Annotated in this window: 11 protein-coding genes; 5 read left to right on the top strand and 6 right to left on the bottom strand. The window is 71.2% G+C overall.

Annotation, left to right across the window (positions count from 1 at the left end; genetic code table 11):
* Positions 1–16: 16 nt before the first annotated feature.
* Together AB0M88_RS17540 and AB0M88_RS17535 are read right to left on the bottom strand one after the other, a co-directional pair.
* Entirely contained in the window at positions 17–1,927 is a 1,911-nt protein-coding gene (locus AB0M88_RS17540; protein ID WP_364102509.1) for a glycoside hydrolase family 30 beta sandwich domain-containing protein, read from the bottom strand.
* A gap of 7 nt (positions 1,928–1,934) precedes the next feature.
* Positions 1,935–3,824: an RICIN domain-containing protein gene (locus AB0M88_RS17535; protein ID WP_364102506.1), complete on the bottom strand. Its 1,890-nt coding sequence runs from the start codon at positions 3,822–3,824 to the stop codon at positions 1,935–1,937.
* Between the two features lie 108 nt (positions 3,825–3,932).
* Between AB0M88_RS17535 and AB0M88_RS17530 the strand changes: the two genes are divergently transcribed.
* The gene (locus AB0M88_RS17530; protein WP_364102503.1) at positions 3,933–4,958 is read left to right on the top strand and encodes a LacI family DNA-binding transcriptional regulator; all 1,026 of its coding nucleotides are present in this window, start codon (positions 3,933–3,935) and stop codon (positions 4,956–4,958) included.
* A 1-nt stretch (position 4,959) separates the two neighbouring features.
* Here the strand turns inward: AB0M88_RS17530 and AB0M88_RS17525 are convergent, their stop codons facing one another.
* The 4 genes from AB0M88_RS17525 to AB0M88_RS17510 all read right to left on the bottom strand — a co-directional run bounded on the left by AB0M88_RS17525 (position 4,960) and on the right by AB0M88_RS17510 (position 9,741).
* Positions 4,960–5,370 (bottom strand): PLD nuclease N-terminal domain-containing protein, encoded by a 411-nt coding sequence (locus tag AB0M88_RS17525; RefSeq protein ID WP_364102500.1) that lies wholly within the window; start codon positions 5,368–5,370, stop codon positions 4,960–4,962.
* Between the two features lie 44 nt (positions 5,371–5,414).
* Positions 5,415–7,124, bottom strand: coding sequence for a lysine--tRNA ligase (lysS, locus tag AB0M88_RS17520; RefSeq protein WP_364102497.1), 1,710 nt, complete (start codon positions 7,122–7,124; stop codon positions 5,415–5,417).
* 62 nt (positions 7,125–7,186) lie between these two features.
* Positions 7,187–9,055 carry a HAMP domain-containing sensor histidine kinase gene (locus AB0M88_RS17515; RefSeq protein ID WP_364102494.1) on the bottom strand — a complete coding sequence of 623 codons (1,869 nt, stop codon included), beginning with the start codon at positions 9,053–9,055 and terminating at the stop codon, positions 7,187–7,189.
* The gene (locus AB0M88_RS17510) at positions 9,052–9,741 is read right to left on the bottom strand and encodes a response regulator transcription factor (RefSeq protein WP_364102491.1); all 690 of its coding nucleotides are present in this window, start codon (positions 9,739–9,741) and stop codon (positions 9,052–9,054) included. The genes AB0M88_RS17515 and AB0M88_RS17510 overlap by 4 nt, the downstream gene beginning before the upstream one ends.
* 102 nt (positions 9,742–9,843) lie before the next feature.
* Here AB0M88_RS17510 and AB0M88_RS17505 point away from each other — a divergent pair, with 102 nt between their 5' ends.
* Genes AB0M88_RS17505 through AB0M88_RS17490 form a run of 4 tightly spaced genes read left to right on the top strand, consistent with a single transcriptional unit; the run spans position 9,844 to position 13,253 of the window.
* Positions 9,844–10,386 carry a hypothetical protein gene (locus AB0M88_RS17505; protein WP_364102488.1) on the top strand — a complete coding sequence of 181 codons (543 nt, stop codon included), beginning with the start codon at positions 9,844–9,846 and terminating at the stop codon, positions 10,384–10,386.
* Positions 10,370–11,419, top strand: coding sequence for an efflux RND transporter periplasmic adaptor subunit (locus AB0M88_RS17500; RefSeq protein WP_364102485.1), 1,050 nt, complete (start codon positions 10,370–10,372; stop codon positions 11,417–11,419). The genes AB0M88_RS17505 and AB0M88_RS17500 overlap by 17 nt, the downstream gene beginning before the upstream one ends.
* Positions 11,416–12,087, top strand: coding sequence for an ABC transporter ATP-binding protein (locus AB0M88_RS17495; protein WP_364102482.1), 672 nt, complete (start codon positions 11,416–11,418; stop codon positions 12,085–12,087). Before AB0M88_RS17500 ends, AB0M88_RS17495 begins: the two co-directional genes overlap by 4 nt.
* Positions 12,084–13,253 carry an ABC transporter permease gene (locus tag AB0M88_RS17490; protein ID WP_364102479.1) on the top strand — a complete coding sequence of 390 codons (1,170 nt, stop codon included), beginning with the start codon at positions 12,084–12,086 and terminating at the stop codon, positions 13,251–13,253. Before AB0M88_RS17495 ends, AB0M88_RS17490 begins: the two co-directional genes overlap by 4 nt.

Here is a 13,253-nt window from a genome sequence, read left to right as displayed (position 1 = left end):
CCGCCCCCTCGGGCGGTCAGTTGCTGTACGCGCGTACGTCGGCGACCGACCACCAGTTGTCCGGCGCCGCCGCGGTGAGCGTGATCCGGACGAATCGAACCCGTCGGCCGTGCAGGTCGGCGGTGGTGAACTGTCCGGTCCCGGCGCCGTGGCCGACCGCGGTCGACCAGTGCGTGCCGTCGGTCGAGACGGTCACCGCGTAACCGCGCGGGTAGTCACCGGTCGCGACGCCGGTGTCGAAGACGACCTCGCCGACCGAGCGCACCCGGCCGAGGTCGACCTGGAGATACTGCCCCGGCTGCTGACCGGTCCCGGTGCTGAACCGGGTGCTCGCGTCGTCGTCGGCCGCGTTCGCCGGCACGTCGCCGGTCGGCTGCGCCGGGTCGGCGGTCGCGGTCCAGCCGGCCGGGTCGACCGGCCGCGGCGTCGCGAACCGTCCATTCCAGACGAAGGTCGCCACCGCGCCGCCGGGCAGCGTATAGGTGAACGCGTGGTCGCCCTCGCGGACCGCGAACGTCTGCGGGTTGTCGTTCTCGTTGTGCGCGACCAGCACCGTGCTGCCGTCCGGGTTGACGAACGCCACGTCCATCACCTGGCCGTTCCAGCCGGTGGTGCCGAACGAGGTGCTGGCGATGCGGCGCGCGCCCGGCCGCACGAAACGGGCCACATGGCCGAGCGTGTAGTACTCGGCGTTGCGGGTCACCGTGCCGTCCGGGGCGACGGTCAGCACGCCGGTGCACCCGGTGCAGCCGTTGGTGTGCGGGCCGCCGGCCGGGTCGAGCGCGATGTTCCAGTTGACGACACTCTTCGCCCAGTTCCGGGTGTTGCCGATGATCAGGTTGCGGGCGTGCCACTTGAGCGTGTCCGAGAACGTGTTGGCGTGGTCGCTCGACTCGCTGCCCGAGCATTCGGTGAAGTAGATGTCCTCGGCCGGGAACGCCTTGTGCAGCGCGGTCATCGCGCTCGGGTCACCGGAATAGCAGTGGTAGGCGGTGCCGGCGATCCAGCGGGCGGCCGGGGAGGCGAGCAGGTTCTGCGGGTAGTGGTTGATGTCCGCGGTCTCGTCGGGCGGCGTGTTGCCGACGTCGCCCGGATGCTCGGTCCAGTTGTGGTCGTAGCCGAGGATCTGCGTGCGCAGACCGGCCGCGCGCAGCATCGGGCCGAGCTGCTCGATGACCTTCGCCTCCTGCACCGAGCCCATGTCGGTGCCGGGGATGGACGGCGTCACGTTCTGCGGCTCGTTCTGCACCGACAGGAAGTCGACGTGCACGCCCTCGGCCCGGTACGCCTGCACGAACTTGACCAGGTAGGCGGCGTACGCGCGGTAGATCTCTGGCTTGTCGATCAGCCGTCCGCCGATCGTCGAGCCACCGGTCTTCATCCAGGCCGGCGGGCTCCACGGGGTGGCCATGACGGTCAGGTGCGGGTTGAGCCGCTCGGCCTGGCGCAGCAGCGGCAGGATCTGGCTCCTGTCGTGGGCGACGCTGAAGTGCCGCAGGCCGTAGTCGGTCTGGCCGGCCGGCACGTCGTCGTAGGTGTAGGGCGGTTCGTCGGTGAAGTCGGACGCCCCGACCGGCTGGCGCAGGAAGTCGATCCCGTCCCCTCGGGAGGGCGAGAACAGCGAGGTCATCGCCGCGTCGCGGGCCTGGGGATCCAGGCCGTAGAGAACCGCGGCCGACGAGTCGGTGATCGACGCGCCGAAGCCGGTCATGGTCTGGAAGCCGCGCCCGGGGTCGACGACGACGGTGGGCACGGTCGTGGTCGTTTTATCGAAGGCGACGGTTCCCTTGTCGGCGAGCAGCTGGGTGCCGTCGGGCGTGGTGATCCAGACGTGTGCGGTCGGGGTGGGTGCGGGGTGGCCGAAGGCCGGCACCGGAGCGATCAGGGCGATCACTCCCGCGCCGGCCACGGTTGCGGAACGGAACATGCGACTCCTAACTCTGTGCGGTGAGCCGGAAACTCTGGGCGGCGCCGCCGGAACACGCCCATTGCTGCAGCAGCGCTCCGTCGGCAATGGACATATCGGTCACGTCGAGGCAGTTACCGGTGTTGTTGCGGGGCGAGAAGCTGTACGTGCCGTCCGAGTGGGCGACGGCCTGCCATTGCTCGTTGGTGCCACCGCCGTAGGCCCAGAGCTGGAGCTTGACGCCGTTGCCGGTGGCCCCGGCGCCGCCGGTCACGTTCCAGGCCTGGGTGGCCGCGTTGCGGGAGACCACCTTGGAGAAGCCGCTGTCGGTCGGCTGGAACTGCCACTGCTGGCCGGCGTTGCCGGCCGTGCAGCTCCACTGCTGCAGCGCGGTGCCGTTGGCGGTCGAGCCGTTGCTCGCGTCGACGCACTTGCCGCTGTTGGCGTTGGCCACGGAGTACCACTTGGTGGAGTCGATGCCGGTACTTCCGCCGCCGCCGGTTGAAGTGCCCGGCGTCCAGGTGAAGGTCGCGACCGAGCGCGCGGGCAGGGTGTAGGTGAACGACTGCCCGTTCTCGCTGACGTTGAAGGTGTTGCTGCCTCCGCCGGCGTTCTGCACGAGCAGCACGTGGCTGCCGTCCGGGTTCTTGAAGGCGACGTCCTCCAGGCCACCGGAGCCGAACGAGTTCGAGTCGAGCCGGACCGCGCCCGGCTTGATGAACTTGCTGGCCTGCCCGAGCACGTAGTACTCGGCGTTGTAGGTGACGTTCGAGCCGTTGACCGTGACCACACCGGTGCAGTTGGTGCAGTTCATCGACGGGCCGCCGTTCTGGTCGAGCGCCATGTTCCAGGTCAGCACCGACTTGGCCCAGTTCCGGGTGGTGTTGATGATCAGGTGCTCGGTCTGCCACATCAGGGTGTCGCCGAACGTGTTGGCGTCGTTCGCCGACTTGGTGCCCGAGCACTCGGTGAAGTACGTGTCCTTGTTCGGGTACGCGTTGTGCACCGTGGTCTGACCGCTCACGTCACCGCCGTAGCAGTGCCACGCCGTGCCCGCGGTGTAGTTGCCCGCGTTGGCCAGCACGGTCTGCGGATAACCGGTGTCGTCCCAGTTGTGGTCGTACCCGAGGATCTTGGTGTTCAGGCCCGCGTTCTGGATCGCCGGGCCGAGGTAGCTGTTGATGAACGTGGCCTCGTCGCCGGCCGGCCATTTCATGCCCGGGTAGTTGCCGGGGTCGTTGTCCGGCTCGTTCTGCGGGGTCACGAACGAAACGGGGACGCCGGCCGCGGCGTACGCCTGCAGGAACTTCACGAAGTAGTTGGCGTAGGCGGTCCGGTCGGCCGCCGTCAGTACGCCGCCGACCATCGAGTTGCTGGTCTTCATCCAGGCGGGCGGGCTCCAGGGCGTGCCCATGACCGTGGTCGCCGGATTGATCTGCCGGGCCTGCTGGAGGATCGGCAGGATGTACGCGTTGTCGTGCGCGACCGAGAAGTGCGCCAACGAGGTGTCGCCGGGGGTGTCGTCATAGCTGTAGGTCGACCGGGAGTAGTCGGAGGCGCCGATCGGCTGGCGCAGGAAGTTGAGCCCGATGCCCTGGCCGGGGTCGAACAGCTTGGTCATGATCGCGTTGCGCTGCGACGAGTTGAAGACCAGCCAGGCCGACGAGTCGGTGAACGACGCGCCGAAGCCGGCCATCGACTGATACGACGAGTTGGGGTTGATCGTGATGGTCTGGCCGCCGGAGCCGCCTCCGGCGTTGAAGGTGGCTCCGGCCTGCGGGGCGAGCAGGCGGGAGTGGTCGGCCGTGGTCTCCCAGACCGAGACGGCGGGGCCGGCGGCCTGGGCCGGGGTTTCGGCGGCGACGAGCGCGGCGCCGACCAGGGCGACGGCGCCGACTGAAGCGAGGATAGATCTCATGGGGACTCCTCGTCGTGTAACAACTGAAACATTTGGGGGGATGTTTCTGTTACATCGAGGAAACCAAGGCGCAGTCGAACCTGTCAATGAGCAGCTACGCTGCATTTCATGAAACAAGGGCCTGTAACAAGTCGCCGCGTCACCGTCCGCGATCTCGCCGCCCACACCGGCATGTCGATCGCGACGGTCTCCCGCGCGCTCAACGATCAGGCCCACGTCGCACCGGAAACCCGCGAACTGATCCAGCGGGCCCTCGCCGAACTGGGCGGCACCGGACCCCGGCGGCGCTCGGCCCCGGCCCGCGGCACCGGCGCGATCTACCTGCGCTGCCCGTACCTGCTCACCGACTACTTCGGACTGATCGTGTCGTCGATCGCCGAAACCCTCGACCTGCACGGACGCCCGGTCGTGCTCAACGCGGGCGAGGCGGCCCAGCACGCGCCGGTGCTCGACTCGCTGCCGACCCGGGCCGGCATCGCCGGAGCGATCATCGTGCTGCCGCCCGAGCCCGGGGCCGACCTGATCGCCCTGCAGTCGGCCGGCTTCCCGTTCGTGATCGTCGACCCGCGCGAGGAGGTGCCACGCGACCTCGCCGCGGTCTCGGCCTCCCACTTCGCGGGCGCCCGCAGCCTCACCGGGCACCTGGTCGAACTGGGCCACCGGCGGATCGGGCTCATCGCCGGACCGGACAACTGGCTGGCCAGCAACGCCCGCCGGGCCGGGCACAACTCGGCGCTGGCCGACGCGGGCGTGCTCCCCGATCCGTCGCTGGCCCTCCCCGGCGAGCCGACCGTCCACTTCGGGCGCTCAGCGGCCCGGCGGCTGCTCGCCCGGCCCGACCGGCCGACCGCGCTGGTCTGCTTCAACGACAAGGCGGCCTCGGGCGCGCTGGCCGCGGCGGCCGAGCTCGGACTGCGGGTGCCGGACGACCTGTCGGTGGCCGGCTTCGACGACATCGACCTGGCCGAGGCGACCAGCCCGCAGCTGACGACGGTGCGCCAGCCGCTGCAGGAGATGGGCCGCATAGCGGTCAGCCTGCTGATCCGGCTCCTGGAACGGCACCGGCTCGACGCCTTGCACGTCGAGCTGGCCACCGAACTGATCGTCCGCGGCTCGACCGGCCACGCGCCCTAGGCTAGGCCTCGGGCTGGTCGGACGAGCGCCGGCGCAACTCGTCCTCCCGGCGGCGCAGGTCGGCCTCCCAATTCTTGAGCAGCTCCTCGTCCTCCTTGCGGGAGGCGGCCAGACCGCGCAGGAATTCCGGGTCGTCGTCGGGGGCCCGGACGGCCCGGCGGGGACGCTGGGACTCGGGGAAGCCGCTGCCCGGGCGCCACACCTCGCCGCTGGACAGGCGGACCGGCCGGGCCGGCCGCCCCGCGACGAACCAGGCGATCGGACCGACCGGTGAGAACAGCAGGATCAGAAAGACCCACACGACCCGGGGCAGCGCCCGAATCGCGAACTCCTCGGCGGAAAGGCAGTCGATCAGCGCCACCACCATGAGGACGAGGTCGAGTAGGAAGAACATCGAATACAGCCGGATCATGGCGAAGATGCTCCCAAAAAACCCGTCCCCGTGCGGTCCCCCGATCAGCTGCCGCTGAGCAGCGCCCGGACTCGCTCGGCTCCCGACGCCAGCAGCAGCGTGGGCAGCCGGGGGCCGGTCTCCTTGCCGACGAGCAGGCGGTAGAGCAGCACGAAGAACGTGCGCTGCACGACCTTGAGCTCGGGCGTCGGCTTCACGTCGGCCGGCAGGCCCAGCATCTGCTTGGGTACGCCGTAGACCAGCGTGGTCAGCCCGTCGAGCGACCAGTGCTCGTCGAGACCGGCCACGAGCAGGTCGAGCGAGCGGCGCTGATCGGCGTCGAGCGAGTCGAGCAGCTCCAGGTCGGGCTTGTCGAGCACCCGGGTGCGCTGGTCGGCCGGCAGCTGCTCGGCCGCCCAGGCGGTCGCCTTGTCGAGCCGCGGCCGCACCTCGTCGAGCGAGTCGATCGGCCGGACCGGGTCGATCTCGTGCAGGATGCGCAGCATCTGGGTGGGCTCGCCGGTGGTGATGTCGGCGACCGAGGCCAGCATGCGATAAGGCAGCGGGCGGGGGGTCACCGGCAACTCGACCTCCGCGGTGCGCCGGGCCCGGTCGTACGCGATGGCGTCGGCCGGCGGCGCGGTGCCCGCGGCGGCCTTGGCGGCCAGTGAGTCCCACTCGTCGTAGAGCCGCTGGATCTCCTGGTCGAACGCGACCTTGAACGACTGGTTGGGCCGGCGCCGGGCGTACAGCCAGCGCAGCAGCGGCGCCTCCATGATCCGCATGGCGTCGGCCGGGGTCGGCACGCCGCCCTTGGACGAGCTCATCTTGGCCATGCCGACGATGCCGACGAACGCATACATCGGGCCGATCGGCTGCTCGCCGCCGAAGACCTCCCGCACGATCTGGCCCCCGACCACAAAGGACGACCCGGGCGAGCTGTGGTCGACGCCGGACGGCTCGAACACCACGCCCTCGAACGCCCACCGCATCGGCCAGTCGACCTTCCAGACCAGCTTGCCGTGGTTGAAGTCCTTGAGCAGCACGGTCTCGGAGTGGCCGCAGGCGCCGCAGGTGAAGCTCATCTCGGTCGTCTCGTCGTCATAGGCCGTGACGGTCGTGAAGTCCTTGTTGCAGGCCGTGCAGTAGGGCTTGTAGGGGTAGTAACCCGTCGCCGCGCTGCCGTCGTCCTCGCTGGCCGCGCCCGAGCCCTCGGCCGCCTCGGCCGCCGCCTGGTCGGTCTCCGGCTTCGAAGCCGGAGCCGCGGCCTTCGTCCGGTAGCGCCCCAGAATCTCGTCGATCTTGGCGCGCTGGCGCATCGCCAGCAGGATCTGGTCGCGGTAGGCACCGGACGTGTACATCTCGGTCTGGCTGATGCCCCGGAAGACCACTCCGAGCTCGGCCAGCGAATCGATCATCGCGGCCTTGTAGTGCTCGGCCCAGTTGGGGAAGGAGCTGCCGGGCGGTGCCGGGACCGCGGTCAGTGGCTTGCCGATGTGCTCGGCCCACGCCTCATCGACGCCGGCCGGGACCTTGCGATAGCGGTCGTAGTCGTCCCACGAGATGATGTGCACGCACTCGCGCCCGCGTCGCCGGATCTCGTCGGCGACCAGGTGGGGGGTCATCACCTCGCGCAGGTTGCCGAGGTGGATCGGCCCGGACGGGCTCAGCCCCGAGGCACAGACGATGGGTTTGCCGGGCGCCCGGCGATCGGCCTCGGCGATCACCTCATCGGCGAAACGGCTAACCCAGTCGGACTCGACGCTGCTGGTCATCGGGCGGTCAATCCTTCCACGTGGCAACTCACGACCATTCTCGCAGGCCGGGCGAACCCGTTTTATCGAGGCAGCCGAAGTGTGAAGGTCGCGCCCTCACCCGGCTCGCTCGCCACCGAGGCCGTGCCGCCGTGCGCCTCGACGAGCTTGCGCACGATCGACAGGCCGAGCCCGCTGCCCCCGGTCTGCCGGCTGCGCGACTTCTCGGCCCGCCAGAAGCGCTCGAAGACCAGCGCCCGCTCCGCGGCCGACAACCCCGGTCCGGTGTCGGCCACGTCGATCACTTGCGCTTCCGGTTCCGTACGCGAGGAAACCGTGACCGATCCCCCGGCCGGAGTGTGCCGGATAGCGTTGGTGACCAGGTTGCCGACCGCCTGCCGCAGGCGGATCGGATCGGCCGTGACCAGCGCGGAAGGCGCGTGGACCGCGAGCGTGACCCCGGCCCGGTCGGCCGACGCGGCGAAGGCGTCGGCGACCGCCGGCAGCAGATCGGCGAGGTCGACCGGCTGCGGGTGCAATCGTAGCTCGCCCGCGTCGGCCGCCGACAGGTCCTGCAGGTCGTCGATCACGTGCTGGAGCAGCAGGGCCTCCTCGAGCAGCGACGACATCAGCTCCCGGTCGAGCGGCACGACGCCGTCCTCGGCCGCCTCGAGCCAACCCCGGATGTTGGTCACCGGCGTCCGCATCTCGTGCGCGATGTCACCGACCATCGCCCGCCGCAACTCCTCGACCTGCCGGCGCCGCCCGGCCATGTCGTTGAACGCGGTCCCCAGCCGGGCGATCTCGTCCCGCCCGGTGACCGCGACCCGGGCCGCGTCGTCGCCGTCCCGCATCCGCCCGGCCGCCGCGGTCAGCGCCCGCAGCGGGCGCACCAACCGCATCCCGACCAGCGTGGTCACCACGACCGCGACCAGCAGCACGAGCGCGGTCACCGCGATGATCCGGCCTCGGTTGGCCACCGACAGGTCGAATCCGCTCGGCGCGGGCGCGCCCGGAGTGGTCACGTAGAGCAGCGCGGGCGGCGCGACGTAGGCGGCCAGCTGCTCGCGCCGGGAGGCGGCCAGACAGTCGGCCACGGTCCCGCTACGGCCCTGCGCGCTGCGGGCCGACGCCGGGTCGGCCCAGGTCCACGTCTGCTCCAGGCCGACCCGGACGGCCGGGATGCCGCTGCGGCGCAGACAGCCGTTGACCAGCCGGTCGAGCTGATCGAGGGCACGTTGTTCGGTGGCGGCCGGGGCGTCGAGGTTGGCCCGGGGGCCGGCGCAGGCCGTGTCGGTGGCGAGGTCGCTGCCCGGAGTCTTGATGCTGGGCCGGCCGTTCGGCTCGTCGACGATCTCGGCGTTGCGGATCTCGGCCCGCTGCCCGCCCACCGGCTCGGCGCCGACCGGGGCCGGGGCCGGGGCGGTCGGCGGCTCGCGCAGGCATGCGACGACGCGGGTGGCGATGCCGTGCAGCCGGGTGCGCTCGGCCTCGGTCAGCCGGAACGGCCCGACCGCGCGGGGGTCGATCCGGTCGTCGGACGCGGCCGGGGTCAGGTCGGTGTCGACGCCGAGCGGGTCGACGGTCGCCGAGGCCCGATCGGGCAGCCCGCCGCCGCCCGACTCGCCGCCCGGCTCGCCGGCCGGCTGGGAGTCGGCTATCGGGGCGCGGGCCCGGTCGGTCAGCGCGATGCGGTGCCCGGTCTGCCGGGCCAGCCGGCCGACCAGCGGGGCGGCGCCCGACCAGTCGTGGTGGGTGGCGGCATAGCCGAGCAGGGCGTCATAGATGCGGGCGTCGTCGGTCAGTGCCTGGCTCTGCTCCCGCTGGATGGCCCGGGTCGTCGTGCGGACGGCCAGCCAGGCGGTCGCGGCCACCGACAGGACCGAGACCACGGCCGACACGGCCAGCAGCTTGACCAGCAGGCTTTTAGCCATCGTCGGGCCGCGTTTCATCCATCGGAGAGTTTGTAGCCGATGCCGTAGACGGTCAGCAGGCGAACCGGGCGGCGCGGGTCGGGTTCGATCTTTCGGCGCAGGTTCATCACGTGGACGTCGACCGTGCGGGCGGTCACGTACGAGTCGAAGCCGTGCAGGTGGCGCAGCAGTTGATCGCGGGAGAAGACCCGGCCCGGCTCGGCGGCCAGCGCTTCGAGCAGATGGAACTCGCCCGGCGTGCAGGCGATCTCGTTGCCGTCGGCGCGCACCTCGTGGCGTACGGGATCGACCTGAAGGTGGCCGACCCGCAGGGTCGAGTCGGGGGTTTTCCGGTTCGCCGGCCCGGTGCGGCGGAGCAGGGTGCGGACCCGGGCGGCGAGTTCCCGAGGGCTGTACGGCTTGGTCAGGTAGTCGTCCGCGCCCAGGTCGAGGCCGAGCAGCAGGTCGTCCTCGGTGGTGCGGGCGGTCAGCATGAGCACCGGCAGGTCCGATTCGCGGCGCAGGATGCGGCAGACGTCGAGACCGTCGACCCGGGGCATCATGACGTCGAGCACCATGAGGTCGGGCGGGTTGCGCCGTGCCTCCTCGAGCGCGGCCCGGCCGTCGCCGACCACCACCACCGCGTGCCCCTCGTGCTCCAGGTAGCGCCGGGCCAGCTCGGCCTGCTTCGGGTCGTCCTCGGCGACCAGCACATATGCGCACACGGCGGCGAGTCTAGGCGCCGGTCATCGCCGCAAACCCACTCAGCACGGAAGCACTACGGGATGACAACGGGATCCTGACAAGTCCTGACCAGTGTGCTGGCCATGCGTCATCTCCGACTCCTGTCGCTCGCCCCGTTGTTCCTGGCCGCCGCCTGCAGCTCACCGGCGGCGGCTCCCCAGGTGGCCTCGCTGGCCAGCACGGCCCCCTCCGCCTCGGCGTCCGCGTCGGCTCCGGCCCGCCCTCAGCTTCGCCTCGACACCAGTGATGCCGAGTCCGAACGTCTGTTCACCGTCTACGACGATTGCCTGGTCGCACACGGCGTGAAGGTCAACCCGATCAACCAGCCCGGCGCGGCCGGCCCGGGACGCCGGCTCGACCAGAGCGGCGAGCCGAAGTCGGCCTACGTGGCCTGCGCATACAAGCTTCCGCTGCAGCCGCCAGAGCTGGACGAGGACAAGAACCCGAACTACGCCGCCCAGTGGAACGACAATGTCAAGTGCCTGCGCGCGCACGGGATGATGGTGCACGTCACCAAGCCGGGCGAGTGGACGTGGGACTCGTCGGACGGCGTGGTCCCGGCCAACGAGTCCGAGCTCGAAAAGTCCTGCGTGCTCGAGGCGTTCGGTCATGGCTCGTCGAAGTAGCGCGATCGCCGGGACGGTCGCCGCGGTCGTGCTGGTCGGCGGTGGGGTCGCGGTGTTCACGCTGCGGCCCGACGCGAAGCCGGCCGCGGCCACCACCACCGGCCCGAGTCTCACGACCACGACCGTCCGGAAGATCGACCTTTCGGACACCCGGATGGTCGCCGGCACGCTCGGATTCGGCGCGCCGCATCCGGTCAAGGGCACCGGCTCCGGAGTGGTCACGTCGCTGCCCGCGGTCGGCACCAGGATCGCCCGCGGTAAGGCGCTCTTTCGGGTCGACGACCAGCCGGTGGTCGTGCTCTACGGCGACACCCCGCTGTTCCGGCCGATCGACAAGCCGGGGCTGACCGGCCGCGACGTGCTGGAGCTGCGGCACAATCTGACCGCGCTCGGCTACCGTTCTTCGTCTTCTTCATCTTCTTCTTCGTCGGGAAGCGACGTCTCGAACCCGTCCTTGATTGACGCGCTCAAGCGCTGGCAGAAGGACCTCGGGCTGCCCACACCCGGTGCGTTGCAACCGGGTCAGGCCGTGATCGTCGCCGGGACGGGACGGGTCAGCGCGGTCACCGCGGCGCTCGGCGATCCGGCCGGGGAACCGCTGCTCTCGATCACATCGACGACCAAGACGGTCACGGTGCCGATGAGCCCGGCCGACGCGTCCGCCCTGCGGGCCGGCCTCAAGGTGTCGATCACGCTGCCGGACGGCAAGGCGGTCCCGGGCAAGATCAGTTCGATCTCGGCGGTCGTCGGCGGCGACGACGACCAGCCCAAGACCAACGTCTTCGTGGTGCCCGACAAGGCGGTCACCTCGTTCGACGCGGCGCCGGTGCAGGTCCGGTTCACCACGATCACCCGCAAGGGCGTGCTGGCGGTTCCGGTCGGCGCGCTCATCGCGCTCCGCGAGGGCGGGTACGCCGTACAACGCCCCGACGGATCCCTGATCGCCACCACCGTCGGCCTGTTCGCGGGCGGGATGGTCCAGGTCAGCGGCCCCGGCCTCGCCGACGGTACGACCGTGGTGACCACCCCGTGACCCCGGTCCTGACCGTCGAGGCGGTCACCCGCTCCTACCCGGGCGGCGTCACCGCGCTCGACCTGGTCTCCCTGACCGTGCGGCGGGGCGAACTGCTGGCGATCGTCGGACCGTCCGGCTCCGGCAAGTCGACGCTGCTCAACGTCATGGGCACGCTCGACCGGCCGACCAGCGGCACGGTCCGGATCGACGGGACGGACGTCACCGCACTCTCCGACCGCCGCCTCTCCGAACTGCGCGCCCGGCAACTCGGCTTTGTCTTCCAGCAGTTCCACCTCACCGACGGGCTGAGCGCGGTCGAGAACGTCGCGACCGGCCTGCTCTATGCCGGGGTGCCGCGCCGCAAGCGCCGCCCGCTGGCCGCCGAGGCGCTCGACCGGGTCGGCCTGGCCCACCGCCTGTCCCATCGCCCCCATGAGCTCTCGGGCGGCGAGAAGCAGCGGGTCGCCATCGCCCGCGCGCTGGTCAACGGGCCGTCGCTGGTGCTGGCCGACGAGCCGACCGGCGCCCTCGACACGGCGACCGGTGCGGCCGTGCTCTCCCTCCTGGAAGGTCTCCATCAGGAAGGCGCCACGATCGCGGTGATCACCCACGACCACGACATCGCGGCCCGCCTGCCCCGGCGGGTGTCCATGAGGGACGGCCGGATAGTGGGTGACGAGTCGTGAGGCTCGCACCCCTCGACGTCGTCAGCCTCGGCCTGCTGGGCATCCGGACCCGGCGCCTGCGGGCCGCGCTCTCCGCCCTCGGCATCGCGATCGGCATCGCCACCATGATCGTCGTGATCGGCATCCCGGCGTCCAGCCGGCAGGCCCTGAACGACCGCCTGGCCGCCCTCGGCACCAACCTCCTGCGGGTCGAGCCGGTCTCCACGGGCGATCAGCCGACCCCGCTGCCGGCCGAATCGGTCGCGATGACGGCCCGGATCGGCCCGGTCACCCGGGTCAGCGCGGTCGCCAACGTGCACTCGGTGGTCCGGCGCTCCGACCTCGTCGACCCCTTCGACGGCAGCGGACTGAGCGTGCTCGCCAGCCGCACCGACCTGCTGCCGGCGGTGAACGGTCGCCTCCTGTCAGGGTCGTTCCTGGGCCCGGCCACCTCCCGCTTCCCGACCGTGGTGCTCGGCTACGAGGCGGCCTCCCGGCTCGGCCTCAAGGCGCCCGGCCAGCAGGTCAGCATCGGCAACCGCTGGTTCACGGTGATCGGCGTCCTGGCCCCGGTCCCGCTCGCCCCCGACCTCGACCAGTCCGTGCTGGTCGGCTGGGACGCCGCCACCCGGCTGCTCGGCTTCGACGGCCACCCGACCGTCCTCTATGTCCGGTGCCTCGAACCGGCCCTGGAACAGGTACGGTCGGTGCTCCCGGCCACGGTCAACCCCCAGCTGCCGGGCCTGGTGCAGGTGAGCCGCCCGTCCGACGCGCTGATCGCCAAGCGCGCCACCGAGTCGGCCTTCGGCGCGCTGCTGCTCGGCCTGGCCGGGGTGTCGCTGCTGGTCGGCGGCATCGGCGTCGCCAACACGATGGTCATCTCAGTGCTGGAACGCCGCCGCGAGATCGGCCTGCGACGGGCCCTGGGCGCCCACCGCGGCCAGATCAGAATCCAGTTCCTGGCCGAGTCGATCGCGCTGGCGCTGCTCGGCGGAACGGCCGGCGCCCTGCTCGGCGTCGCCGCCACGATCGGCTATGCCACCTGGCAGAACTGGCCACCGATCATCCCGCTGTGGGCGGTCGGCGGCGGCATCGGGGGCGCGCTGATCGTCGGCGTGGTGGCCGGCGTCTACCCGGCGACGCGAGCGGCCCGCCTGGCTCCGACCGAGGCGCTGGCCGCGGCCTGA

It is taken from the genome of Actinoplanes sp. NPDC051411 (genome assembly GCF_040682075.1).
GTDB lineage: Bacteria > Actinomycetota > Actinomycetes > Mycobacteriales > Micromonosporaceae > Actinoplanes.
Note: the sequence above shows the minus strand (reverse complement) of the source record. Positions and strands in the feature narration are given on the sequence as shown.